This is a genomic window from Streptomyces sp. NPDC053673, from assembly GCF_055585225.1.
Genome location: NZ_JBVJKN010000010.1, coordinates 150097 through 174652, shown reverse-complemented (window position 1 = coordinate 174652; position 24556 = coordinate 150097). Strand labels below are relative to the sequence as shown.

Annotated in this window: 25 protein-coding genes, 4 tRNA genes and 1 pseudogene; 8 read left to right on the top strand and 22 right to left on the bottom strand. The window is 68.7% G+C overall.

Annotated features, from left to right (window positions below):
* Nucleotides 1-108: 108 nt before the first annotated feature.
* The 9 genes from rpoB to ACZ6ZQ_RS17330 form a co-directional block, all read right to left on the bottom strand.
* Nucleotides 109-3594, bottom strand: coding sequence for a DNA-directed RNA polymerase subunit beta (gene rpoB / locus ACZ6ZQ_RS17370; protein WP_469769373.1), 3486 nt, complete (start codon nt 3592-3594; stop codon nt 109-111).
* Between the two features lie 574 nt (nt 3595-4168).
* The gene (rplL, locus tag ACZ6ZQ_RS17365) at nt 4169-4552 is read right to left on the bottom strand and encodes a 50S ribosomal protein L7/L12 (protein ID WP_469769372.1); all 384 of its coding nucleotides are present in this window, start codon (nt 4550-4552) and stop codon (nt 4169-4171) included.
* A gap of 116 nt (nt 4553-4668) precedes the next feature.
* On the bottom strand, nt 4669-5199 hold the full coding sequence (gene rplJ / locus ACZ6ZQ_RS17360) for a 50S ribosomal protein L10 (protein WP_469769371.1): 531 nt from the start codon (nt 5197-5199) through the stop codon (nt 4669-4671).
* Nucleotides 5200-5477: 278 nt separating this feature from the next.
* Nucleotides 5478-6422 carry an SCO4651 family lipoprotein gene (locus ACZ6ZQ_RS17355; RefSeq protein ID WP_469769370.1) on the bottom strand — a complete coding sequence of 315 codons (945 nt, stop codon included), beginning with the start codon at nt 6420-6422 and terminating at the stop codon, nt 5478-5480.
* Between the two features lie 151 nt (nt 6423-6573).
* Entirely contained in the window at nt 6574-7296 is a 723-nt protein-coding gene (rplA, locus tag ACZ6ZQ_RS17350) for a 50S ribosomal protein L1 (protein ID WP_469769369.1), read from the bottom strand.
* Between the two features lie 80 nt (nt 7297-7376).
* Entirely contained in the window at nt 7377-7811 is a 435-nt protein-coding gene (rplK, locus tag ACZ6ZQ_RS17345; RefSeq protein WP_003956479.1) for a 50S ribosomal protein L11, read from the bottom strand.
* A 171-nt stretch (nt 7812-7982) separates the two neighbouring features.
* Entirely contained in the window at nt 7983-8903 is a 921-nt protein-coding gene (nusG, locus tag ACZ6ZQ_RS17340; protein ID WP_469769368.1) for a transcription termination/antitermination protein NusG, read from the bottom strand.
* Nucleotides 8904-8977: 74 nt separating this feature from the next.
* Nucleotides 8978-9265, bottom strand: coding sequence for a preprotein translocase subunit SecE (gene secE / locus ACZ6ZQ_RS17335; protein WP_453662591.1), 288 nt, complete (start codon nt 9263-9265; stop codon nt 8978-8980).
* 103 nt (nt 9266-9368) lie between these two features.
* Nucleotides 9369-9441 (bottom strand) — tRNA-Trp (locus ACZ6ZQ_RS17330).
* A gap of 257 nt (nt 9442-9698) precedes the next feature.
* Here ACZ6ZQ_RS17330 and ACZ6ZQ_RS17325 point away from each other — a divergent pair.
* Nucleotides 9699-10925, top strand: coding sequence for a pyridoxal phosphate-dependent aminotransferase (locus ACZ6ZQ_RS17325; protein WP_469769367.1), 1227 nt, complete (start codon nt 9699-9701; stop codon nt 10923-10925).
* A gap of 160 nt (nt 10926-11085) precedes the next feature.
* The gene (locus ACZ6ZQ_RS17320; RefSeq protein ID WP_469769366.1) at nt 11086-12147 is read left to right on the top strand and encodes an adenosine deaminase; all 1062 of its coding nucleotides are present in this window, start codon (nt 11086-11088) and stop codon (nt 12145-12147) included.
* Here ACZ6ZQ_RS17320 and ACZ6ZQ_RS17315 read toward each other — a convergent pair.
* Nucleotides 12092-12811, bottom strand: coding sequence for a hypothetical protein (locus tag ACZ6ZQ_RS17315; RefSeq protein WP_469769365.1), 720 nt, complete (start codon nt 12809-12811; stop codon nt 12092-12094). The genes ACZ6ZQ_RS17320 and ACZ6ZQ_RS17315 overlap by 56 nt on opposite strands.
* Nucleotides 12812-12854: 43 nt before the next feature.
* Nucleotides 12855-13466 carry a TetR/AcrR family transcriptional regulator gene (locus ACZ6ZQ_RS17310; protein WP_469769364.1) on the bottom strand — a complete coding sequence of 204 codons (612 nt, stop codon included), beginning with the start codon at nt 13464-13466 and terminating at the stop codon, nt 12855-12857.
* 168 nt (nt 13467-13634) lie between these two features.
* Between ACZ6ZQ_RS17310 and ACZ6ZQ_RS17305 the strand changes: the two genes are divergently transcribed.
* Nucleotides 13635-14270 carry an NAD(P)-dependent oxidoreductase gene (locus ACZ6ZQ_RS17305; protein ID WP_469769363.1) on the top strand — a complete coding sequence of 212 codons (636 nt, stop codon included), beginning with the start codon at nt 13635-13637 and terminating at the stop codon, nt 14268-14270.
* Nucleotides 14271-14340: 70 nt separating this feature from the next.
* Here ACZ6ZQ_RS17305 and ACZ6ZQ_RS17300 read toward each other — a convergent pair whose 3' ends face one another.
* From ACZ6ZQ_RS17300 to ACZ6ZQ_RS17270, 7 genes and pseudogenes are all read right to left on the bottom strand, one after another.
* Nucleotides 14341-15396, bottom strand: coding sequence for a UDP-N-acetylmuramate dehydrogenase (locus ACZ6ZQ_RS17300; RefSeq protein ID WP_469769362.1), 1056 nt, complete (start codon nt 15394-15396; stop codon nt 14341-14343).
* Nucleotides 15397-15522: 126 nt separating this feature from the next.
* A pseudogene (locus tag ACZ6ZQ_RS17295) lies at nt 15523-15908 on the bottom strand (hypothetical protein); the annotation flags it as partial.
* 4 nt (nt 15909-15912) lie between these two features.
* Nucleotides 15913-16341, bottom strand: a complete 429-nt coding sequence (locus tag ACZ6ZQ_RS17290) for a MaoC family dehydratase (protein WP_453662606.1) — start codon at nt 16339-16341, stop codon at nt 15913-15915.
* Nucleotides 16342-16346: 5 nt separating this feature from the next.
* A complete protein-coding gene (locus tag ACZ6ZQ_RS17285; RefSeq protein WP_453662608.1) occupies nt 16347-16799 on the bottom strand; it encodes an FAS1-like dehydratase domain-containing protein in 453 nt (150 codons plus the stop codon).
* A 133-nt stretch (nt 16800-16932) separates the two neighbouring features.
* On the bottom strand, nt 16933-17097 hold the full coding sequence (gene rpmG / locus ACZ6ZQ_RS17280; protein WP_003948671.1) for a 50S ribosomal protein L33: 165 nt from the start codon (nt 17095-17097) through the stop codon (nt 16933-16935).
* 86 nt (nt 17098-17183) lie between these two features.
* Nucleotides 17184-17256 (bottom strand) — tRNA-Met (locus ACZ6ZQ_RS17275).
* A gap of 47 nt (nt 17257-17303) precedes the next feature.
* A tRNA-Thr gene (locus tag ACZ6ZQ_RS17270) sits at nt 17304-17376 on the bottom strand.
* A 345-nt stretch (nt 17377-17721) separates the two neighbouring features.
* Here ACZ6ZQ_RS17270 and ACZ6ZQ_RS17265 point away from each other — a divergent pair.
* The 4 genes from ACZ6ZQ_RS17265 to ACZ6ZQ_RS17250 all read left to right on the top strand — a co-directional run bounded on the left by ACZ6ZQ_RS17265 (nt 17722) and on the right by ACZ6ZQ_RS17250 (nt 21978).
* Nucleotides 17722-18969, top strand: a complete 1248-nt coding sequence (locus tag ACZ6ZQ_RS17265; protein ID WP_469769361.1) for an amidohydrolase family protein — start codon at nt 17722-17724, stop codon at nt 18967-18969.
* Between the two features lie 412 nt (nt 18970-19381).
* Nucleotides 19382-20038, top strand: a complete 657-nt coding sequence (locus tag ACZ6ZQ_RS17260) for an SDR family oxidoreductase (protein WP_469769360.1) — start codon at nt 19382-19384, stop codon at nt 20036-20038.
* Nucleotides 20039-20174: 136 nt separating this feature from the next.
* Nucleotides 20175-20675, top strand: a complete 501-nt coding sequence (locus ACZ6ZQ_RS17255; RefSeq protein WP_469769359.1) for a GyrI-like domain-containing protein — start codon at nt 20175-20177, stop codon at nt 20673-20675.
* A gap of 844 nt (nt 20676-21519) precedes the next feature.
* Complete coding sequence (locus tag ACZ6ZQ_RS17250; RefSeq protein ID WP_469769358.1) at nt 21520-21978, top strand: transglycosylase SLT domain-containing protein; 459 nt, start codon at nt 21520-21522, stop codon at nt 21976-21978.
* A 287-nt stretch (nt 21979-22265) separates the two neighbouring features.
* Here the strand turns inward: ACZ6ZQ_RS17250 and ACZ6ZQ_RS17245 are convergent, their stop codons facing one another.
* Together ACZ6ZQ_RS17245 and ACZ6ZQ_RS17240 are read right to left on the bottom strand one after the other, a co-directional pair.
* Nucleotides 22266-22466 carry a hypothetical protein gene (locus tag ACZ6ZQ_RS17245; RefSeq protein ID WP_469769357.1) on the bottom strand — a complete coding sequence of 67 codons (201 nt, stop codon included), beginning with the start codon at nt 22464-22466 and terminating at the stop codon, nt 22266-22268.
* A gap of 25 nt (nt 22467-22491) precedes the next feature.
* Nucleotides 22492-22573: transfer RNA gene (locus tag ACZ6ZQ_RS17240), tRNA-Tyr, on the bottom strand.
* Between the two features lie 193 nt (nt 22574-22766).
* On the opposite strand from ACZ6ZQ_RS17240, the gene ACZ6ZQ_RS17235 reads away from it, so the two are divergent.
* The gene (locus tag ACZ6ZQ_RS17235) at nt 22767-23255 is read left to right on the top strand and encodes a YajQ family cyclic di-GMP-binding protein (RefSeq protein WP_453668270.1); all 489 of its coding nucleotides are present in this window, start codon (nt 22767-22769) and stop codon (nt 23253-23255) included.
* 19 nt (nt 23256-23274) lie between these two features.
* On the opposite strand, the gene ACZ6ZQ_RS17230 is transcribed toward ACZ6ZQ_RS17235, so the two are convergent.
* Entirely contained in the window at nt 23275-23880 is a 606-nt protein-coding gene (locus tag ACZ6ZQ_RS17230; RefSeq protein ID WP_469769356.1) for a tyrosine-type recombinase/integrase, read from the bottom strand.
* Between the two features lie 2 nt (nt 23881-23882).
* Complete coding sequence (locus ACZ6ZQ_RS17225) at nt 23883-24515, bottom strand: tyrosine-type recombinase/integrase (RefSeq protein ID WP_469769355.1); 633 nt, start codon at nt 24513-24515, stop codon at nt 23883-23885.
* Nucleotides 24516-24556: the final 41 nt, after the last annotated feature.

Sequence of the window (24556 nt, the reverse complement as noted above, 5' to 3'; positions counted from 1 at the left end):
GGTCGTGTCTCAATCAATGGTCTGATGGGGGCCCCTCCACGCCCGCAGGGCGTAGGGGGAGGGTCCGGGGACAGCCGGGGCTCCTCGTGGAAGCCCCGGCCAAGCCCGTCAGACCTCTTCGACGCTGCTCGGCTCTCGCCTGGACAGGTCGATACCGAGCTCCTCCGCGGCGCGGAAGACGTCCTCGTCGGTGTCGCGCATCTCGATGGACATGCCGTCCGAGGACAGCACCTCCACGTTGAGGCACAGGGACTGCATCTCCTTGATGAGCACCTTGAAGGACTCGGGGATGCCGGGCTCGGGGATGTTCTCGCCCTTGACGATGGCCTCGTAGACCTTCACGCGGCCGGTGACGTCGTCGGACTTGATGGTCAGCAGCTCCTGGAGGGCGTACGCGGCGCCGTAAGCCTCCAGCGCCCACACCTCCATCTCACCGAACCGCTGGCCACCGAACTGAGCCTTACCACCCAGCGGCTGCTGGGTGATCATCGAGTACGGACCGGTCGACCGGGCGTGCAGCTTGTCGTCGACCAGGTGGTGGAGCTTGAGGATGTACATGTACCCGACCGAGATCGGGTCCGGGAACGGCTCGCCGGAGCGGCCGTCGAACAGCCTCGCCTTACCGGTCGGGAGCACCATGCGCTCGCCGTCCCGGTTCGGGATGGTGTGCTGGAGCAGACCCGCGAGCTCGTCCTCGCGCGCACCGTCGAAGACCGGGGTCGCGACGTTGGTGCCCGGCGCGACCTGGTCCGCGCCGATGGACTGCAGGCGCTGGGCCCACTCGTCGGCGAGGCCGGAGACGTCCCAGCCGCGGCTGGCGAGCCAGCCGAGGTGGATCTCCAGGACCTGTCCCGGGTTCATTCGGGACGGGACACCCAGCGGGTTGAGGATGATGTCGACCGGGGTGCCGTCCTCCAGGAACGGCATGTCCTCGATCGGCAGGATCTTGGAGATGACGCCCTTGTTGCCGTGACGGCCGGCGAGCTTGTCACCGTCGGTGATCTTGCGCTTCTGCGCGACGTACACGCGCACGAGCTGGTTCACACCGGGGGGAAGCTCGTCGCCCTCCTCGCGGTCGAAGACGCGGACGCCGATGACCTTGCCGGTCTCGCCGTGCGGCACCTTCAGCGAGGTGTCACGGACCTCACGGGCCTTCTCACCGAAGATCGCGCGGAGCAGGCGCTCCTCCGGGGTCAGCTCGGTCTCACCCTTCGGGGTGACCTTGCCGACCAGGATGTCGCCGGCGACGACCTCGGCACCGATACGGATGATGCCGCGCTCGTCGAGGTCGGCGAGGACCTCCTCGGAGACGTTCGGGATGTCCCGGGTGATCTCCTCGGGGCCGAGCTTGGTGTCACGGGCGTCGACCTCGTGCTCCTCGATGTGGATCGAGGAGAGCACGTCGTCCTGGACGAGGCGCTGCGACAGGATGATCGCGTCCTCGTAGTTGTGACCCTCCCACGGCATGAACGCGACCAGCAGGTTCTTGCCGAGCGCCATCTCACCGTTCTCGGTGGCCGGGCCGTCGGCGAGGACCTGGCCCTCGACGACCCGGTCGCCCTCGGCGACGACGACCTTCTGGTTGACCGAGGTGCCCTGGTTCGAGCGGGAGAACTTGGCGACGCGGTACGTGGTGTACGTGCCGTCGTCGTTGGCGACGGTGACGTAGTCGGCCGAGACCTCCTGGATCACACCGTCCTTCTCCGCCTTGATGACGTCGCCGGCGTCGGTGGCACAGCGGTACTCCATGCCGGTGCCGACGAGCGGGGCCTCCGCCTTGATGAGCGGCACGGCCTGGCGCATCATGTTCGCGCCCATGAGGGCACGGTTGGCGTCGTCGTGCTCGAGGAACGGGATCATGGCGGTCGCGACCGACACCATCTGGCGCGGCGAGACGTCCATGTAGTCCACGTCCGCCGGCGGCACGTAGTCGACCTCGCCGCCACGACGGCGAACGAGCACGCGAGGCTCGGAGAAGCGCAGGTCCTCGCCCAGCGCGGCGTTGGCCTGCGCGATGACGAAGCGGTCCTCCTCGTCGGCGGTCAGGTAGTCCACCTCGTCGGTGACCTGGCCGTCGACGACCTTGCGGTACGGCGTCTCGACGAAGCCGAACGCGTTGACGCGGCCGTACGAGGCGAGCGAACCGATCAGACCGATGTTCGGGCCTTCGGGGGTCTCGATCGGGCACATGCGTCCGTAGTGGGACGGGTGCACGTCTCGGACCTCGAAGCCCGCCCGCTCACGGGACAGACCGCCGGGGCCCAGCGCCGACAGACGGCGCTTGTGGGTCAGGCCCGACAGCGGGTTGTTCTGGTCCATGAACTGGGACAGCTGGCTGGTGCCGAAGAACTCCTTGATGGAGGCGACGACCGGCCGGATGTTGATCAGGGTCTGCGGCGTGATCGCCTCGACGTCCTGGGTGGTCATGCGCTCGCGCACGACGCGCTCCATACGAGCCAGACCCGTGCGGACCTGGTTCTGGATGAGCTCGCCGACGTTGCGCAGACGACGGTTGCCGAAGTGGTCGATGTCGTCGGTCTCGACGACGATCTGCGTGCCGTTCTCGCCGACCGTCTCGACCTCACCGGCGTGCAGCTTGACCAGGTACTTGATGGTCGCGATGACGTCGTCGGTGGTGAGCACGCCGGCGTCCAGCGGCTCGTCCGCGCCGAGCTTCTTGTTGACCTTGTAGCGGCCGACCTTGGCGAGGTCGTAGCGCTTCGGGTTGAAGTACAGGTTCTCAAGAAGGGTCTGCGCGGCCTCGCGCGTCGGGGGCTCGCCCGGGCGCAGCTTGCGGTAGATGTCGAGCAGCGCGTCGTCCTGGCCCTGGGTGTGGTCCTTCTCCAGGGTGGCGCGCATCGACTCGTACTCGCCGAACTCCTCGAGGATCTGCTCGGTGGTCCAGCCGAGCGCCTTCAGGAGGACGGTGACGGACTGCTTGCGCTTGCGGTCGATGCGGACACCGACCATGTCGCGCTTGTCGATCTCCATCTCCAGCCAGGCACCCCGGGACGGGATGATCTTGGCGGAGAAGATGTCCTTGTCGGACGTCTTGTCGATGGAGGAGTCGAAGTAGACACCCGGCGAGCGGACCAGCTGCGACACCACGACACGCTCGGTGCCGTTGATGACGAAGGTGCCCTTGTTCGTCATGAGCGGGAAGTCGCCCATGAAGACCGTCTGGGACTTGATCTCACCGGTCTCGTTGTTGGTGAACTCGGCCGTGACGAAGAGCGGCGCGGCGTACGTGAAGTCGCGCTCCTTGCACTCGTCGATCGAGTTCTTCGGGGGCTCGAAGCGGTGGTCGCGGAAGGTCAGCGACATCGACCCGGAGAAGTCCTCGATCGGAGAGATCTCCTCGAAGATCTCCTCCAGACCGGACTTGGTGGGGACGTCCTGTCCGGACTCCAGAGCCGCCTCGACACGAGCCTTCCAGGCGGCATTGCCGAGCAGCCAGTCAAAGCTCTCGGTCTGCAGCGCAAGGAGGTTCGGAACCTCGAGGGGCTCCTTGATCTTTGCAAAGGAGATGCGCAGCGGGGCGGTGCTTGCGCCGTTGTTCGTATTCGCGGTCGAGGCGTTGCGCGAGGCGGCCAAGAGGGGGTCCTTCCGAGGGCTCGGACTCACTACGCGCGTACCGGTCCCCAGCCGGGCACGAAGACAGACGGCTCCTGATTGGTCAAATGGCCAGGTCAGGGCTATTCGGTCAACGATGCTCGTGCGAGGGTATGCCCCTGGTGACGGGCAGGGGGCAGCTAACAGGCAGCGCAAAGGGTCAGTGTAGCCACTTGGCCCACTGATGTCCAGGGCGGGTTTTCCGAGACCCTCGTTGTTCTCAACTCCGCGGTATGCCGTGCGCTGGAGGCGCACACCGATACTGCCCGTTCGGTCGTCGATCCATGCCTCGAGTTTGGACCGTTGTGACGACGCGTCCTGAGAATTGCGCGCTGCGTGCGGTTCGTCAAGGCCCCCCACTCGGTGGAGATCGTCACCTGGCGCACGGCGAAGATCACCTTACTCTCCGCAGCGATCAGTGCAAGACAGCCACCCGGGTGCCTCCGGGAACGCCGAAGGACGACCACCCGCATGGGTGATCGTCCTTCAGTGCGTGCGCGTTACAGCGCGGGAGTCAGGAGACTCCGTGCCGCGCGGCAGAGGAGCAAGTCGAAACTTACTTGACCTCGACGGAGGCGCCGGCAGCCTTGAGGGACTCGGCAGCCTTCTCCGCAGCGTCCTTGGCGACCTTCTCGAGGACCGGCTTCGGGGTGCCGTCGACGAGGTCCTTGGCCTCCTTCAGACCCAGGGAGGTCAGCTCACGCACGACCTTGATGACCTGGATCTTCTTCTCGCCGGCGCCGGTGAGGATGACGTCGAACTCGTCCTTCTCCTCGACGGCCTCGGCCGGGGCACCCGGAACAGCAGCGCCGGCAACGGCGACCGGGGCGGCGGCGGTGACGTCGAACTTCTCCTCGAAGGCCTTCACGAACTCGGAGAGCTCGATGAGGGTCATCTCCTCGAACTGCGCGAGCAGGTCTTCCTGGCTGAGCTTCGCCATGATGGGCGATCCTTCCACTAATTCGGCTGGTGCCGGATGTACATGTCGGCGGGCGTACGTTTGGCCCGCTGCGACCAGCGCCCGCTTATGCGGCGACGGTCATTGCGCGAGCCGAATTACTCGGCACCGCCCTGCTCGGCCTGCTTGGCACGAAGCGCCTCCGCGGTGCGGACGAACTTCGAGGGAAGCGCCTGGAAGAGCGCGGCAGCCTGGGACTGCTTGCCCTTCATGGCGCCCGCCAGCTTGGCGAGCAGAACCTCGCGGGACTCGAGGTCCGCAAGCTTCTTGATCTCATCGGCGGACAGCGCCTTGCCATCAAGGACACCGCCCTTGATGATCAGGTTGGGGTTGTCCTTGGCGAAGTCACGAAGACCCTTCGCCGACTCCACCGGGTCACCGGTGATGAAGGCAACCGCCGTCGGACCAGCGAACTGGTCGTCGAGCGAAGTGATCCCGGCCTCGTTGGCCGCAATCTTGGTCAGCGTGTTCTTCACCACGGCGTACTGGGCGTTCTCACCGAGCGAACGACGCAGCGTCTTGAGCTGCGCCACGGTGAGACCCCGGTACTCGGTCAGCACAGCGGCGTTCGAGCTGCGGAACTGCTCCGCGAGCTCGGCTACCGCGGCAGCCTTGTCGGGCCTTGCCATAGAGCGTCGGCCTCCTTCCGGGTGATGAGGACCGCTCAGAAGGGGCTGAACAAAACGAAACGCCCCGGCGCAGGCGCACGGGGCGTAGCTCGACCGGTTGTGCTCTTCGAAGAGCGGCATCCGGGAGCTCATCCACAGTCACCTGCGCGGGTCGTCCGCAGCTAGCGGATCCTTCGGCCACCGCACCCTTGCGGGCACAGCAACGACCAGCGGTCTTTGGCTTCTGTGGAAGGTTACGGGAACGGGCCCGCGTCAAGCAAATCGGTCCATCGGGGCTATCAGGCGCCGGAGCCGGTGCCGCCGTCCATCCCGGCGTTCTCCAGGTCCTTCAGCATCTTGAAGAGGTCCAGGGTGTCCTTGGCCGGCGGCGCCTGGACGCTGGCCTTGGCGCCGTAGTCCGAGTAGTTGGCGGTCATGTGCACGGTGCCCTGGGGCATCTTCATGCCGACGACCATCTTCACCGGGTAGTTGTCCTCGTTGACCCAGACCTCGGTGTCGTACCCCTTGATGCCCGCCTTCTTGACGTTGGCGACGAGGTCCTTGCGCTCCTTCTCGGAGAGCACATCGAGGGACTTGTTGGCCTTGACCATCTCCTCGAACGTCAGCGTGCCCTTGTAGTGCTGCGTCTGGACACCGTCGACCTTCTCGGCACCCACGTGCTTGACGCTCGGCGAGCCGAGCAGCAGGGCGAGCTGCTGGGCCGGGTCCTGGTTCATGTTCTCCAGGCTGCCGGTCATCTGCTGCTGCAGGGCCTTGTCGCCGCTGGCCTCCGCGGCGGCCTTGAGGTCCATCTTCATCCAGCGCTTGCCGTCCATCTGGGCGGCGTTCTTCGCACCCATGTCCATGTACATGACGTTGTCCAGCCACACCATGCGCATCTGCTCGGGGGCGTCGGGGTCGCCCGCCTTGAGCATGGAGCCCTTCATGGTGAAGTCCATCACCGTGGGGTTCCACCCCTGGACACCGGTCATCTCCATGGTGCCGCCGCCGTCCATCCCCGCGGGCATGGACATGGTCATACGGACCTTCGCGGACTTCGCCGCCGCCGTCTTCTTGTACGCGGCCTGGAGGACCTCGGTCACCGAGCCCTGGGAGTGAGGCGCGGCCTTCCCGGGCGCTGCGGCCTTCTTCCCTCCGTCACCGTCCTGGCACCCCGCGACCCCCGCGATGACGGCAACCGCCGTCAGAGAGACGCCCGCGCGCTTCCATGCGGACATGCTCATGAATCCCCACCCCTTGGTATTTCGTCTGTGACGTCAACTGAACGGTAACCCACGTCTCTGACACTGTCGTACGAAAAAACCGGCCCCCGCGCCTCAGGAGAGGTGCGGGGGCCGGTTCACAGGACGCGAGCCGTCGGACAGCTCAGCCCGGTCAGACAGCCGCCGGGTCCTCCTCGACGAGGAGGTTGCGGGTGCGGTTGGAGTCCAGCGGGATGCCGGGGCCCATGGTGGTGGTCAGGGTCGCCTTCTTGATGTAGCGGCCCTTCGCGGCGGACGGCTTCAGACGGAGGATCTCCTCCAGCGCCGCGGCGTAGTTCTCGACCAGCTTCGTCTCGTCGAAGGAGACCTTGCCGATGATGAAGTGCAGGTTCGAGTGCTTGTCGACGCGGAACTCGATCTTGCCGCCCTTGATGTCGTTGACAGCCTTGGCGACGTCCATGGTCACGGTGCCGGTCTTGGGGTTCGGCATCAGACCACGGGGACCGAGCACGCGGCCGAGGCGGCCGACCTTGCCCATGAGGTCCGGGGTGGCGACGACGGCGTCGAAGTCCAGACGGCCCTTCGAAACCTCGTCGATCAGTTCGTCGGAGCCGACGATGTCGGCGCCCGCGGCTTCCGCGGCTGCAGCACGGTCACCGGTCGCGAAGACCAGGACCCGGGCGGTCTTGCCGGTGCCGTGCGGAAGGTTCACGGTGCCACGGACCATCTGGTCGGCCTTGCGCGGGTCAACGCCCAGGCGGAAGGCGACCTCGACGGTGCCGTCGAACTTGGTGGTGGCGGTGTCCTTGGCGAGACGGACGGCCTCAAGCGGGGCGTAGGTGCGCTCCCGGTCGATCTTGGCGTCCGCGCCGCGGAGAGCCTTGCTGCGCTTCACTTCTTCTCCTGTTGGTTCAGGTGTGGAGTCGTGGTCCGGGCCGGCGCTGGCCCTGCCACTGAGAGGTCAGACGGGGACTGTCAGCCCTCGACCGTGATGCCCATGGAACGGGCGGTGCCGGCGATGATCTTCTCGGCGGCGTCCAGGTCGTTGGCGTTCAGGTCGGGCATCTTGGTGGTGGCGATGTCACGGACCTGGTCGCGCGTCAGCTTGGCGACCTTGGTCTTGTGCGGCTCGCCGGAGCCCTTGTCCACACCCGCGGCCTTGAGGATCAGCTTGGCGGCCGGCGGAGTCTTGGTGACGAAGGTGAAGGAACGGTCCTCGTAGACCGTGATCTCCACCGGCACGACCATGCCACGCTGCGACTCGGTCGCGGCGTTGTAGGCCTTGCAGAACTCCATGATGTTGACGCCGTGCTGGCCCAGCGCGGGGCCGACCGGCGGAGCCGGGTTGGCGGCGCCGGCCTGGATCTGGAGCTTGATGAGCCCCGTGACCTTCTTCTTCTTGGGAGGCATTGCTCTCTCCGGGTCCTAGTGAGAGTTTGCTGAAACTGCGTGGCTTCCACCCGGTCATCCGGATGGAGGCATACCGCACAACGATAACGGGTATGGCTGCGCGGCCAAAAACCGAGCAGGTCAGAACGGCCATGAGGGCCGTTCTGACCTGATCGGAAACCTGTGTGCCGGTTAGTTCTTCTGGATCTGGTCGAAGCTCAGCTCGACCGGGGTCTCGCGGCCGAAGATCTCGACGAGGCCCTTGACCTTCTTCGAGTCGGCGTTGATCTCGTTGATCGTGGCCTGCAGGGTGGCGAACGGACCGTCGGTGACGGTGACCGAGTCGCCGACCTCGAAGTCCAGCACCTGGACCTCGACCTTGCGGGCCGGAGCCGGCTTGCCCTCGGCCTCGGCGGCCTCGCGGGCGGCCTTCTCCTCCGCCTCCGGGGCGAGCATCTTGACGATCTCGTCCAGGGTCAGCGGGTACGGGTCGTAGGCGTTGCCGACGAAGCCGGTGACACCGGGGGTGTTGCGGACGACGCCCCAGGACTCGTTCGTCAGATCCATCCGGACGAGCACATAGCCGGGCAGCTTGTTCTGCCGGACGTTCTTGCGCTCACCGTTCTTGATCTGGACGATCTCTTCCTCGGGCACCTCGGCCTGGTAGATGAAGTCCTCGACGTTCAGCGAGACGGCGCGCTGCTCCAGGTTGGCCTTCACGCGCTTCTCGTAGCCCGCGTAGGTGTGGATCACGTACCACTCACCGGGCAGACCGCGCAGCTCGTCGCGGAGCGCCGCGATCGGGTCGGCGGGGGCCTCGGGCTCCGCGGCCGGAGCTTCCTCGGCCTCTTCGCCCTCCTCGGTGAACTCTGCGGCCGCCTCGGACTCGTCCTCGGCGGTCACGTCCTCGTCCTCGTCCTCGTCCTCGATGACGCTCTCGTCCTCGACGTGGATCGCGGCTTCCTCGGCCGGCACGCCCGACTCGGCGTCCGCAGCTTCCGCCTGGTCTGGGTCCACAGCGTCCGCCGCCTCAACGATGTCGAGCTGGTCCTCGGTGGACTCCGCTGCATCTACGCGCGGCTCAACGGCGTCGTTCAGGTTCGGGTCAGACACGGTGGCTGCTTCTTCCTGGATACAGATGGGGTGGAACATGCGAAAGGGGCGCCGATGAGGCGCCCTCCGCGGGATCAGCCGAAGACGTACTTGACTGCTTCCTGGAAGCCATAGTCAATCACGGTCACGAGGCCGATCATGATGACAACGAAGACAATCACCACGGTGGTGTACGTCGTCAGCTGGCTTCGAGTGGGCCAGACGACCTTGCGCAGCTCGGCGACGATCTGGCGGTAGAACAGCGCGAGACGACCCAGGGGGCCCTTCTTTCCGCGCTTGCCGCCCTTCCGGGTCTTCTTCCGGTTCTCCGGCGCTTCGTCCTCGGCATCAGGCATGTCGATGGAGCCCACGGCGTCCGTCACGTCTCTCACCTGATTCCGGGTCGTGGCCGTGCCGCGCCCGGTCGAGCCGCACGGCTGTGCATTGATGTACGTACATGCGCACACATCCTGGCGGTGTGTGTAGCAGGGCCGGAGGGACTTGAACCCCCAACCGCTGGTTTTGGAGACCAGTGCTCTACCAATTGAGCTACGACCCTTTGTGGTTCCCCCAAACCTACCGCATCAGTAGAGGTGGTCGGTGAGGGCCAACGACGAGTGAGTGTACGTGGTCAGAGGCCGTGCGTCGAACAGATAGCTCCGAGGCGGTTCCTGTCCGCGTTCTTTCGCGCTCTTTCGCTCTCTTTCGCGTTCGTGCCGGCCGTCGGGTACGCGCCGGGTCACCGTCCCGTGAGCACCCCGTCCGTTCTTCGAAACCTGTGTGCCCGGGCCGAGCGGGGTCTGGGACGATGGCCGCATGAGCGCTGCTATTCCACCCACCGAGCGCCGGGTCTCCGCCCGAATCGGCGCGATCTCCGAGTCCGCGACCCTCGCCGTCGACGCCAAGGCCAAGGCCCTCAAGGCCGCCGGGCGTCCGGTGATCGGTTTCGGCGCCGGCGAGCCGGACTTCCCGACTCCCGACTACATCGTCGAGGCCGCGATCGAGGCCTGCAAGAACCCCAAGTACCACCGCTACACGCCGGCCGGCGGCCTCCCCGAGCTGAAGAAGGCCATCGCCGAGAAGACGCTGCGCGACTCCGGCTACGAGGTCGACCCCGCCGAGGTCCTGGTGACCAACGGCGGCAAGCAGGCGATCTACGAGGCCTTCGCGGCGATCCTGGACCCGGGTGACGAGGTCATCGTCCCGGCCCCGTACTGGACGACGTACCCCGAGTCGATCCGCCTCGCCGGCGGCGTCCCGGTGGAGGTCGTCGCCGACGAGACCACCGGCTACCGGGTGTCGGTGGAGCAGCTGGAGGCGGCACGCACCGAGAAGACCAAGGTGGTCCTCTTCGTCTCCCCGTCCAACCCCACCGGCGCGGTCTACAGCGAGGCGGACGCCGAGGCGATCGGCCGCTGGGCACTGGAGCACGGCCTGTGGGCGCTGACGGACGAGATCTACGAGCACCTCGTCTACGGCGACGCGAAGTTCACCTCGCTGCCGGCCCTCGTGCCCGAGCTGCGCGACAAGTGCATCGTGGTGAACGGTGTGGCGAAGACGTACGCGATGACCGGCTGGCGGGTGGGCTGGTTCGTCGGCCCGAAGGACGTCGTGAAGGCCGCGACCAACCTGCAGTCGCACGCCACGTCGAACGTGTCGAACGTGGCGCAGGTCGCGGCGCTGGCCGCCGTCTCCGGGAACCTGGACGCGGTCGCGAAGATGCGTGAGGCCTTCGACCGCCGCCGGCAGACGATCGTGCGCATGCTGAGCGAGATCGACGGTGTGGTCTGCCCGACGCCCGAGGGCGCGTTCTACGCGTACCCCTCGGTGAAGGGTGTGCTCGGCAAGGAGATCCGCGGCAAGCGCCCGCAGACCTCGGTCGAGCTGGCGGCGCTGATCCTGGACGAGGCCGAGGTCGCGGTCGTGCCGGGCGAGGCCTTCGGTACGCCGGGCTATCTGCGGCTGTCGTACGCGCTGGGCGACGAGGACCTGGTCGAGGGTGTCTCGCGGATCCAGAAGCTGCTCTCGGAGGCCCGGGACTGAGGTTCCGGTTTCCGCTGGTTCCGCTGGTTCCCCCAGTGCCGCCAGTTCCGCTTTCTGACGGGCTCCCGGCTTCGGCCGGGGGTCCGTTTCTTCGTTCGGGCAAGGACCCGATCGGGGAAAGGGGGTGCCGTACGGGCGGGGCGTGCGGCAGGATCCTGTAATGCCCCACCTTTCAGCGGGACACCCCCCGAACCCCCCGGACGTCCGAGATCTCACCCTGCTGCCCAAGGCCCATCTGCATCTGCACTTCACCGGGTCGATGCGGCCCGCCACCCTCCTCGAACTCGCCGACAAGTACGGCGTGCACCTCCCCGACGCGCTGACCGGCGGCGAACCGCCGAAGCTCCGGGCGACGGACGAGCGCGGCTGGTTCCGCTTCCAGCGGCTCTACGACATCGCGCGCTCCTGCCTGCGGGCGCCCGAGGACATCCAGCGGCTGGTTCGGGAGACGGCCCAGGAGGACGTCAAGGACGGTTCCGGCTGGCTGGAGATCCAGGTCGACCCGACGTCGTACGCGCCGATGCTGGGTGGGCTGATCCCCGCGCTCGAGGTCATCCTCGACGCCGTGGACGGCGCGGCGCGCGAGACCGGCCTCGGGATACGGGTCGTGGTCGCCGCCAACCGGATGAAGCACCCCCTGGACGCCCGTACCCTGGCCCGGCTCGCGGTGCGCCACACGGACCGGGGCGTGGTCGGCTTCGGGCTCTCGAACGACGAGCGGCGCGGCATGGCACGCGACTTCGACCGGGCGTTCGCCATCGCCCGGGAGGGCGGGCTGCTGGCGGCCCCGCACGGCGGCGAGCTGACCGGCCCGTCGTCCGTGAGGGACTGCCTGGACGATCTGCACGCCTCGCGGATCGGCCACGGCGTACGGGCGGCCGAGGATCCCCGGCTGCTGCGCAAGCTGGCCGAGCGCGGAGTGACGTGCGAGGTGTGCCCGGCGTCGAACGTGGCGCTGGGGGTGTACGAGAAACCCGAGGACGTTCCGCTGCGGACGCTGTGGGACGCCGGCGTACCCATGGCGCTGGGCGCGGACGACCCGCTGCTGTTCGGCTCCCGGCTGGCGGCCCAGTACGAGATCGCGCGGCGCCATCACGGCTTCACGGACGCCGAGCTGGCGGAGCTGGCCCGCCAGTCCGTGCGCGGCTCCGCGGCGCCGGAGGACATCAGGGGGAAGCTGCTGTCCGGGATCGACGACTGGCTGGCCGGCCCGGTGGCCTGAAGTGGCGGTAGGGCGGATACGCCTGGAAGCCGATGTCCAGTTCCGGCCGGTCCCAGCGATGGTCGGGCTCGAACAGCGGGCTGAGGGAGGACCCCAGGACGTCGAAGCCCTTCGCCGCATGCTTCGACAGGGGAGCGTTGCCCGCCGCCTGCTCGAAGCAGGTGGCGGCCTCGGCGAAGACGTCACGGCTGCCGAAGAGGAACAGGGTGCGTGCGTGGACGGCCGGGCGCAGCCACTGGGAGCTGCGCCAGTTGTGGTCCTCCCATTCCTTCCGCCAGGCGGCGGCGTGGGCCGCGGTGCGACGCTCGTCCGTCCGGACCGTCAGCGGTGTGCCGTGGCGCAGTCCGGCGCGGAGCCCGGGCCAGCGGGAGGGCGACAGGCCGAGTGAGTGGTGGACGAGGACGATGTCGACCGGAACACCCGGGAAGAACGTCCTCGGCAGGCTCTCGCGCAGCGGCACGTGCACCACCGTGTGGCGTGAGAACGCGGCGAAGGCGCACAGTCCCGCGAGCCGGGACAGTCCGTCGTGGTCGCCGAGCAGATACCCCCATCTGTCGTGCAGGGGGTCGTTCAGCGTCGTGTGCCGGAGGGGATGCCGGGGCTGCACGATCCGGTACGTGTGCGCGCCGGTGCGCGGCCTGAACTCGTGGAGCCTCAGCCGCATATGAGGTCGGACAGGTTGGCGGACATGGTCCCCAGGATGACGCTCAGCGCGGCTCCGCCTCAACGGAAATTCCGCGCAGCAGTGTCCGGGCGAGGGCCGCGGCGAACTGGTCGACGGACTGCGGGTGCTGCTTGCCGGCGCTCGCGTCGTAGGCGAAGGCTCGCTGCGCGCAGGCGCCGAGCAGCAGCGAAGCCGCGGCGAAGGTGTCCGCGCCGGGGTCGATACGGCCCGCGTCCCGCTCGGCCCGCAGATAGGCGTCGAGGCTTTCGATGGGCAGGTGGGGTCCGGTGCCCATCTCCCGCATGGCGTCGTCGTGGCGGGCCTTCAGTTTGGTCTCGGCGTAGAGGGACGCTCCGATCGGGAAGCTCTGGGCGTAGAAGAGGGTGGCCTGGCGGGCGATCTCGGTGAGGTTCTCCTCGACGGTTCGCTCCCCCGGGTCGGTGACGAGCCGGCGCAGCAGCGGGGCGAGCTGCGGCAGCCGTTCCCGGAGCACGCTCACGAACAGTTCTTCCTTGCTCGCGAAGTACTTGTAGAGCGCGGCCTCGGAGCAGCCCGCGGACGCGGCGATGGCCTTGGTGGTGGCGCGGGCCAGACCGACGCTGAGCATCAGTTCATGGGCGGCGTCGAGAATGCGCTCGCGTGTGGGCTTCTCCATGGTGCTCCTTCCGGGGCGTGACGAGCGGGGCTTGGACAGGCAGGGCTTGAGCGCCGGGCTTGACGGGCGGGGCTGACGAGCGGGGCTTGACGAGCGGGGCTTGACGAGCGGGTGAGTGTTTACTCACCCTAGTGGTGAGTAAACACTCACCACCTCGGGAGGCTCGTCATGCAGCTCACGGTTCTCGGCGCCAGCGGGGGCATCGGCCAGGAGATCGTCCGGCAGGCCCTGGCAGCAGGCCACCAGGTCACAGCGGTGGTCCGCGACCCGGCGCGGCTTCCGGTCACGGGCGAGGGGCTGGAGATCCGCACTCCCCGCTTCGACGACCCGGAGGCGCTGCGGCAGGCGGTCGCGGGCCGGGACGTGGTCTTCTCGGGTCTCGGCCCACGCAGTACCAAGCAGGTAGGTGTCGCCTCCCGCCTCACGCGCCTGGTCCTCCAGGCCATGGAGGCGGAGGGGACGCGGCGCTTCCTGGCGGTGAGCGCGGCGCCGCTCGGACCCGTACCGGAGGACGAGACGTTCTTCCTGCGGTACATCGGGACACCGCTCGTGTCGCGCGTGCTGCGCAAGCACTACGACGACCTGCGGATCATGGAGGCCGATATGCGCGCCAGCGCGACGGACTGGACGTCGGTGCGCCCGCCGCGCCTGACCGACGCCCCGCTGACCGGGCACTACCGCACGGCGATCGGCACGAACCTGCGCGGCGGCGGCAAGATCTCGCGGGCGGACGTGGCTCACGCGATGCTCGCGATGGCGGACGACCCCGCCACGGTGAAGCAGGCGGTGGCGGTGGCTTACTGAGCGACACCGAGCGGCACTGAGCGACACCGAGCGACTCGGGTCCCGTCGAGCGCGGGCGGCTCCAGTGCGCTCAGAGGCTGACGCCGACCGTCACCGGCTCATTGACGAGGGTGACTCCGAAGGCGTCGCGGACCCCGGCGACGACCTCGCGGGCGAGCGCGAGGAGGTCCTCGGTGGTGGCCTCGCCCCGGTTGGTGAGGGCGAGGGTGTGCTTGGTGGAGATACGGGCCGGACCGTCGCCGTACCCCTTGGTGAAGCCGGCCTTGTCGATGAGCCAGGCGGCGGAGGTCTTGGTGTGGCCGTCGCCCGCGGGGTACGCGGGCGGGGTGGCCCCGTCGCCGAGCCGGGCGCGTACCCGGGCGAGGAAGGTCTCGTACTCGGCGGCGGTCAGGATCGGGTTCGTGAAGAACGACCCGGCCGACCAGGTGTCGTGGTCCTCGGGGTCCAGAACCATGCCCTTGCCCGCGCGCAGCTTCAGGACCGCCTCGCGCGCGGCCGCCGCCGGGACCCGGTCCCCGGCCCCGACGCCGAGGCCGCGGGCGGTCTCCGGGTACCTGATCGGCGCGGACAGGCCCCCCGCGTCCTCCAGCTCGAACCGCACGCGCAGCACGACGTAGCGGTCGGGGTGCGCCTTGAAGCGGCTGTGGCGGTACGAGAAGCCGCACTCCGTGTTCGGGATGGTGACCGTCTCACCGCTGCGGCGGTCGAACACCACGACCTCGGTGATCGTCGAGGAGACCTCCTGGCCGTACGCCCCGACGTTCTGGATCGGCGTGGCCCCGGCCGAGCCGGGGATCCCCGAGAGGCATTCGAGCCCGGCCAGTCCCGCCTCGACGGTCCGGGCGACGGCCTGGTCCCAGACCTCGCCCGCGGCCAGTTCGAGCGTCGTACCGTCCAGCTCGAACCCGGTGGTCGCGATGCACAGGGCCGTGCCGTCGAACCCCTTGTCCCCGATCACCAGGTTGCTGCCGCCCCCGATGACCAGCAGCGGCGTCCCCGCGGCATCGGCCTCGCGGACGACGGCGATCACCTCCTCGTCCGTGGTGGCGGTGACGAGGCGCGTGGCCGGTCCGCCCAGGCGGAACGTGGTCAGCGGGGCGAGGGGGGCGTCAAGGAGTTCCTGCACGGGGACAAGAGTACGGAACGGCTCACCCCGGCCCTGGCGGGGCCGGGGTGTCCTCGGACGGGGTGTGCCCGGACTCACGGACGAGGTGCGCCCGGGCTCACGGACGGTGTGCCCGCGCTCACGCCGTCACGCGTTCGCCGGGGCCGTTCCGGCCGGGGCGGGCGCCTCGTCGTGCGCCGGCTCGTGTGCCTCGTCACGGGCCGGCTCGTGTGCCTCGTCACGGGCCGCGGCGGCCGCCCCCCGCCGCCGGGGAATCAGCAGGGCCACGAGCGCGCCGAGGCCCACCGCCCCCGCACCGATCCACAGCGCCGGGACCGTGCCGTCCACGAAGGCGTCCGGTGACTCATAGCCGCCCTGCGCGCGAAGACGGAGGCGAGGACCGCCACACCGAGCGCCCCGCCGACCTCCCTCAGTGCGTTGTTCGCGCCGGAGGCGATGCCCTGCTCCGCCGGGCGGACGCTCGACATGACGAGACTGGCGGCGGGCGCGAAGTGCAGCGACATGCCGATGCCCCTGTCAGGCGAGCCGTACTACCGCCCGCGACATACCCAGCACCTTCTGGCCGGCCGACATCGCCGTCAGGTCGACGCGCACCTTGTTGTCGTCCAGCTTCGCCGCGACCTTGCCGCTGACCTCGATGACCGCGCCCTCGTCGTCATTGGGTACGACCACGGGCTTGGTGAAGCGCACGCCGTACTCGACGACCGCTCCCGGATCGCCCACCCAGTCCGTGACCACACGGGCCGCCTCGGCCATGGTGAACATGCCGTGCGCGATGACGTCCGGCAGCCCGACCTCCTTGGCGAACTTCTCGTTCCAGTGGATCGGGTTGAAGTCCCCGGAGGCGCCCGCGTACTGCACCAGCGTCGCCCGGGTCACCGGAAAGCTCTGGGCGGGCAGTTCGGTGCCGACCTCGACGTCCGCGTATGCGATCTTCGCCGCCATCACGATCAGGCCTCCTCGGCGCCGCGCGCCACGAGCTTGGTCCACGCGGTCACGACGTGCTCACCGGCCTCGTCGTGCACCTCACCGCGGACGTCCAGGATGTCGTTGCCCGCGAGGGACTTGATCGCCTCGATGGTCGAGGTGACCGTGAGCCGGTCCCCCGCCCGCACCGGGCGGCTGTAGGCGAACTTCTGGTCGCCGTGCACCACGCGGCTGTAGTCCAGGCCCAGTTGCGGATCCGCGATGACCTCTCCTGCGGCCTTGAAAGTGATCGCGAACACAAAAGTGGGCGGGGCGATCACATCGGAGTGGCCGAGCTGCTTGGCGGCATCGGGGTCGGTGTACGCGGGATTCGTGTCACCCACCGCCTCGGCGAACTCCCGGATCTTTTCCCGGCCGACCTCGTACGGCGCGGTGGGCGGATAGGTCCGCCCCACAAAGGACTGGTCGAGCGCCATGGACGCGCTACCTCCTGGATCTCTTGCCGGAACCGGCCGGGTCTCCTGCCGGAACCGGATGTCTTGCCGGACCACCGGAACAAACGACACGAGGCCGCCCCCTGGTGGGGACGGCCTCGCGTTCGAGCCTGATTCAGCGCGTCTCGCGGTGCGCGGTGTGCGCGTTGCAGCGCGGGCAGTGCTTCTTCATCTCAAGGCGGTCCGGGTTGTTGCGCCGGTTCTTCTTGGTGATGTAGTTCCGCTCCTTGCACTCCACGCAGGCCAGCGTGATCTTCGGGCGGACGTCGGTGGCAGCCACGTGAGTGCTCCTTGGACGGATGGGACGGATGAACGCAGAAAAGAGTAGCCGATCGAAGGACCGACCCCACAATCGGCTACTGTGTGTAGCGGTGACCGGACTTGAACCGGTGACACAGCGATTATGAGCCGCTTGCTCTACCGACTGAGCTACACCGCTGCGATGCCGGATCCCCTCGCCCGAAGGCGAGGATCACCCAACATCAGAGCCCCAATACGGAATCGAACCGTAGACCTTCTCCTTACCATGGAGACGCTCTGCCGACTGAGCTATTGGGGCGAGCGATGAAGACATTACACGGTCGGCCGCCGATCGCCCAAATCCGTTTACGGGCCACGCTGGCCACCTTCGGGGGCGTACGTGCGGGCCTCGGTGCAGCCTCGGTGCAGGGCTCAGTGCGCGGCTCAGTGCGGGGCTCGGTCCAGAGCTCCGTGGGAGCACTGTCACGCCTGTCCCGTACGCCACTCGTGGTCACACCGGTACGACTATTGCGCTCCTTCTCGATGCGCGGTCGGGGCGCCCCTAGGCTCGACCCACGCCGGGTGATCTTGATCGTCCGCAGGCCGCCCGCCACCGCCCGTTCGTTCCCGCCGATTCCGCAGGACCCCGCCCACCAGGAGCGCTATGCCCGACAGTCAGGCACAGCCGGCCGACGGCACCACCGCAGACACCGCCGCGCTGCTCCTGTGCGGCGCCCGCCTCACCGACGGCCGCACGGTCGACGTACGGCTGAGCGGTGGACGTATCGAGGCCGTCGGCACCGCAGGCAGCCTCAGCGCGACGCCCAAGGTGCACTCCGCGCGCGTGGACCTGAGCGGCTATCTGCTGCTCCCCGCCCCCGCCGAGCCGCACGCCCACGGCGACACCGCGCTCACCGCGCTCACGGCCGAGGAGCCCGTGTCGTACGCCACGGAGGATGTCCAGCGGCGCGCCACCGAGGCCGCCCTGCTGCAGCTCGGGCACGGGGCGACCGCGCTGCGCTCGCACGTACGGATCGGTGATGTGCAGGGGCTGGATCCGCTGGAGGCGGTGCTGCAGGCGCGCCGGTCGCTGCGCGGGCTCGCCGAGCTGACCGCCGTCGCGGTGCCCCGGCTGCTCACCGGGGTGGCCGGCGCGGACGGGCTCGCGATGCTGCGGGACGCGATGAAGATGGGCGCGTCCGTGATCGGCGGCAGCCCGGACCTCGACCCGGATCCGACGGGGTACACGGAGGCGGTGCTCGAGGTCGCCGCAGAACACGGCTGTCCTGTCGATCTGCACACGGACGGCGACGACCCGGCGCGGCTCGCGCGGCTCGCCGCCATGGCGGGCGGGCTGCGGCCCGGCGTCTCGGTCGGCCCGTGCGCGGGCCTGGCCCGGCTGCCGGCCGAGCTCGCCTCCCGGACGGCGGACCAGCTGGCGGCGGCCGGCGTGACGGTGGTCTGCCTGCCGCAGGGCGGCTGCGCGGGCGCGGAGCTGCGCGGCGTCGCGCCGGTACGGCTGCTGCGTGCGGCCGGGGTGCGGGTCGCGGCGGGCAGTGGGGCGATGCGTGACGTGGCGAACCCGGTGGGGCGCGGCGACCCGCTGGAGGCGGCCTTCCTGCTGGCCTCCCAGGGCGGGCTGCGCGCCCCGGAGGCGTACGACGCGGTGAGCGCGACGGCGCGGGAGGCGATGGGGCTGCCCGAGGTGCGGGTGGAGGCGGGCTTCCCGGCCGAGTTGCTGGCGGTGCGCGGCGATCGGCTCGCGGGCGTGCTGTCGCTCGCTTACAGCAGGATCGTCGTCCACAGGGGGCGCGTGGTGGCCCGCACCAGCGCGGTGCGCGAGTACTGCGACTCGGCGGCGGCCGTCGCCCTCGAACTGCCTCGCCAGGGGCGGCCGGATCCCGGGCCGTGAGGATCCCGGACCGCGAGGATCCCGGGCTGTGAAGATCTCAGACCGCGAGGATCCCGGGCCGTGAGCGTCAGGATGCGGGACGGGGGCGGGGACGGGGGCGGGCGCGGGCGGGGCTGCACGCGGCGCGGCACGTGTGCGCAGGTGGCGCGGCACGCGTGCGCAGGTAGGGACGTAGCGGGCACGCGGGGCTCCGGGGCGGGGGCGGGGGCGGTCGGGTCCCGGTTCCTGGGCGCAGGTGCCCGGGGCGGGGCTCGGGGTCGTGGGTGCGTGGGCGGTGCCCGGGAGCGGGCGCGTGGGCGGGAGCGGGCGCGTGGGCGGGAGCGTCGTAACCCGGCGACGGGGCGGCTGGATCCCGGCTCCTGGGCCCGTGCGCCGCGCGCGGGTCGCGGTCGACCGGCGTACGGTCGTGAGCATGCGCATTGTCATCGCTGGAGGACATGGTCAGATCGCGCTGCGCCTTGAGCGGCTGCTCGCGGCGGGCGGACACGAGCCGGTGGGCATCATCCGCAAGCGGGAGCAGGGTGAGGACCTGCGGGTGGCGGGCGCGGAGCCGGTGCTGCTCGACCTGGAGTCGGCCTCGGTGGAGCAGGTCGCGGCGGTGCTGCAGGGCGCGGACGCCGCGGTGTTCGCCGCGGGCGCGGGCCCTGGCAGCGGCAGCGCGCGCAAGGACACGGTGGACCGCGGCGCGGCGGTGCTCTTCGCGGACGCGGCCGAACGGGCGGGCGTACGGCGGTACATCGTCATCTCGTCGATGGGCGCCGACCCCGAGCACCGGGGGGACGACGTGTTCGACGCGTACCTGCGGGCGAAGGGCGCGGCCGACGCGCACGTACGAGGCAAGAGCGGTCTCGACTGGACGGTCCTGCGCCCGGGGATGCTGACGAACGACGCCGGGACAGGGCTGGTCCGCCTGGAGGCCGACACCGGACGCGGGCCGGTGCCCCGGGACGACGTGGCCGCGGTCGTCGCGGAGCTCATCGAGACCCCCGCGACGGCCGGGCTCACGCTGGAACTGATCGGCGGGGCCGTGCCGGTCTCGGTCGCGGTGAAGGACATCGCGGGCAACTGACGTGAGCGCGTGCGGCCGGTGCGCCCGTCGACACGCACACCAGCACGCGCACCGCACGCTCACTGGTGAACGCACCGGCGCCTGTGACCGATGAACTCCGGCCACCGGCACGGTCCTTGATGTCACGAGGGAACCCATGGAGCAGCACCGACCCACCGTCGTACAGCGTCCCGAGCAGACCTACGTGGGTGTCAGAAGGTCCGTCAGGATGGACGCGTTCGACGTCATCGCGGACCGTCTCCCCGAGATCGTCGCCTGGCTGGCCTCGCACGGCATCGCTCCTGCCGGAGCCCCGTCCTTCCGCTTCTACGCCATCGACATGGACGGCGAATCGGTGGTCGAGGCGGGCGTCCCGGTCACCTCCCCGCCCGAGCCCGAGGGCGACATGGTGATCGGCACCCTGCCCGCGGGCCGGTACGCCACCCTGACGCATGTCGGCCATCCCGACGGCCTGTTCGGTGCCATTACGCGGCTGCGGGAATGGGCAGCGGCGGAGGGCCTGGAATGGGACCTGATCACAGAGGCGAACAGCGTGGAACGCTGGGGCTGCCGTATCGAGTCGTACCTCACGGACCCGCGTGTCGAGCCGGATCCGGCCAAGTGGGAGATGGAACTGGCATTCCGCCTGGCCGACTGATCACAGCGGACCGGGAAGTGCGCGACGCCCGACAGCAATGCACCGCCGCTGTCGCCATTTCTGCAGCTGCCGCTATTTCTGCCGTTGCCGCCATTGCTTCCGATGTCGCCACTGCCGCCGTTTCCGCCAATTCGCTGGTAACCCAGTTCATTGGTAACCGAGTTCGCTGGCGCGGGTTGCGAGGCTCAGAGTTCTGACTCGTCGTCACTGTCGCAGCGCTGACGATTCGTTCACGCCTGTTGGCATCGTCCGACTGAAGGAGAAATATCGGCGACCGCGGCGGCGGCACCTGGCGAAGCGCCCGCCCATTGTTCTGTACCCGACTGTTCTGTACGCGACGACCTGCCGGAATCGGACATGCGCGTGTCGCACGAGCGTGGCGGGGTGGCGTTTCCCGTCGCCGTCACCGCTGCCGTCGCCGTCACCGCTGCCATCGCCGCCGGGGCAGCCGCGGCGGCGGTCGTAGCGGCCGAAGCCGAGGTGACAGCCGTCAGCGGTCAGCCGTCAGCCGGGGCTTCAGCGGCCGGCAGCCGCCTGCGACCACCTGCAGCCTGCGACCTGCGGCCTGCGGCCTGCGCGGCACGGACCATGAAAGTTCTACAAATCAAGAAACTTCCGACTTTTTAGACTCAGATGACGGGTCGGGCCGGGTTCAGCCATGGGGCCGACCTGACCCCGCTTTCCGCTCATTTCAAACCCTTGTGGCGGCAATCACAGAATTGCCCCTTGCCGTCGACCCTCTTCGCTCGGATGCTGAGAAACACCCCGGCGGAAATCCCTATTCCTCGATGAACCGCCTGCATGGGATCAATCACCATCCGCAGATTCACGCGAAAGAGGCGCCATGCGGCTTTCCGTTCTCCCCAAGCGAGCAACGTCCAAGATCGTCAGACACCTCGCGGGCGGCCTCGCCGCCGCCACGGTTCTGCTCGGAGCGAGCGCCGCGGTTCTCCCGACCCCGGCCTCCGCAACTCCAGCAAGCGCACAGCGACTTGACGGCTGGATCAAGCACGCACTGCTGGTGATGGACGCCAAGGGAATTCCCGGCAGCTATGACGGGATCCGCCGGAACCTGATGCGCGAGTCGAGCGGCGACCCCTTCGCCATCAACCTCTGGGACTCGAATGCGGCGGCCGGAATCCCGTCAAAGGGACTCATGCAGGTCATTGACCCCACATTTCGGACATACCACGTAGACGGTACCTCGTGGGACATTTATGACCCGATCGCGAATATTGTGGCGGCGTGCAATTACGCGGCCAAGCGTTACGGGTCCATCGACAACGTGAATGGACCCTACTGATCAAGCAGGATCCGCAAGGCTGCGGCGGCGCGATCCGCGTCGCCGGGACCAAGCAGCAGGTATGTATGTCCATGGCCCCGCATCGGGGCCATGGCTACGTTCCGGCGCGTGGCGATTCCCCCGACGCGTACGACGCACACCACTCGCGCGATGCGCACGACGCACACGAGTGGTGTGATGCGCGCCACGCGCACGAAGACAGCCGTGACGGCGCTCGCGGCAGCCGTCACCCTGACCGGCCTCCTCCCGGCGGCGGCCACCGCACACGAGAGGTCCGGCACGACGTACTACGTCGACTGTCTGCGCGGCAGTGACACCTCCTCGGGCACCAGCGGCGGCGCGGCATGGCGCAGCCTCGCCCGGGCCTCGCGTGCGTACGAACCGGGTGACCGGCTGCTGCTGCGGCGTGCCCGGACCTGCACCGGCGCGGACCGCTCGTCGGGGGACGCCTGGGCAACGAGAAGACCCCCGCCGTCCTGCGTTTTCACAGGTCAACGGGGGTCTCACATCGCGTGGCGGCGCCAGGATTCGAACCTGGGTAGGCTAAGCCGACGGATTTACAGTCCGCTCCCATTGGCCACTCGGGCACACCGCCATGGGATGTCGCGCTGGAGGGCCGCTTTTCGGCGGTGCTCCGTGGCAACGACGTAAACGATACCTGATGCCCAGGGGTGCTTCGCCACCGGATTGATCAGCACTCGGGGCGGGTGCGGGTGGCTAGGCTTTGCGGTGGCGGTCCGGGCAGCCCGGCCGTACCTCTACGCACCCGATACAAGGAGCCACAGGACATGGCCGACTCCAGTTTCGACATCGTCTCGAAGGTCGAGCGGCAGGAGGTCGACAACGCACTCAACCAGGCCGCCAAGGAGATCTCGCAGCGCTACGACTTCAAGGGCACCGGCGCCACGATCGAGTGGTCCGGCGACAAGATCCTGATGCAGGCGAGCGGTGAGGAGCGGGTCAAGGCGATCCTCGACATCTTCCAGTCCAAGCTGATCAAGCGCGGTATCTCGCTGAAGTCGCTGGACGCGGGCGAGCCGCAGCTCTCCGGCAAGGAGTACAAGATCTTCGCGTCGATCGAGGAGGGCATCTCCCAGGAGAACGCCAAGAAGGTCGCCAAGGTCATCCGCGACGAGGGCCCGAAGGGCATCAAGGCGCAGGTGCAGGGCGACGAGCTGCGGGTCAGCTCGAAGAGCAGGGACGACCTGCAGACCGTGATCGCGCTGCTGAAGGGCAAGGACTTCGACTTCGCGCTGCAGTTCGTGAACTACCGGTGATACACCGCCGTGACCTGCACTAACTTGAAGTGATCTTGACGGGAGGGCACAACGCGGGCACATCGCCGAGGACCGCCTCCACCGCGGCCCGCGTTGTGTCCTCGTCGTCCGGCCACAAGTGCGTGTAGATGTCGAGCGTGATCGACGGCTTCGAGTGCCCCAACCGGCGCTGCACCGTCTTCACGCTCTCCCGGTGCTTGATCAGCGCCGAGGCGTAGAAGTGCCGCAGATCGTGCATGCTCGCACCCTGCGGCACACGTACGAGTACGGGCTCTCTGCCCTCCGGCCAGCCGAGGCGCTCCCACTGCTCGCGCGCCTTGCCGTGGGCTGCGGTGAGGAGCTTGTTGGCGTTCGTCTCCATGCGCTCCCAGACGTGGGCCCAGTTGCCGCGCCGGAGCGACTCCTGCCGCTCACTGGTGAACAGCAGCTGTGCCTTGCGCCGCTTCGGCTTGCGCGGGTCCGTCCGGTCCTCGATGTCCACCATGGCCGCGGGGAACCGCTGGAGGTGGGCGGCGAGGGCGTCCACGGCAGAGGTGACGAGCGGGACAGTCCGGTAGCTCTCGTGCGTCTTCGGCTCGCCGATGTACGGCTCACCAGCCTCGGGGCCGATGAGCTGCTGTCGCACCGTCACCTCCCTACGCAGGAAGTCGATGCAGCGACCTCCAGGCCGAACAGCTCCCCCTGACGCAGACCCGAAGCGGCAGCAAGGAGCGTCAGCGCCCTGTACCTGGCGGGCGCCGCGTCGACGAGGGCCCGGACCGCATCGGCATGGAGGGGAATGATCTCTGCCTTGCGGACGTCTGGCGTCTTGATGCCGGCGCACGGGTTGATGGCAATGATTCGGTCGCGCACGGCGGTGCCAAAGATGGTGACCAGGTACGCGTAGGTGACCCGCAGCGTGGACGGGGCGAGGTGCTGTGACCTGTCCTTGATCCATGCCTGGATCTCGCTGGGGCGGATGCTGACCATCGGGCGGTCGCCGAACGTCGGATAGATGTGGATGCGGAGGGCACGCTCCACGCGGGATGCGGTGCCGTCCCGGTGCACGGCCGTGGTGCGCCAGCGCTCGCCGATCGAACGGAAGCTCTCCTTACCGGCCGCCGGATCGACGTACAGGCCGCGGGCGAGGTCGGCCTCGATCGTCGCCGCGCGGGTGTCAGCCTGGCTGCGCTTGGCGAAGTTCTCCTTCTTCTGCTCCCCTGCCGCGTCGCGCCAACGGACCTGCCAGCGCTTCCCCTTGCCGTGATCCTTGCTGGCCACGAGCGCGCGGGTCCTGGTGCTGTGCTCCGCACACGACTCCG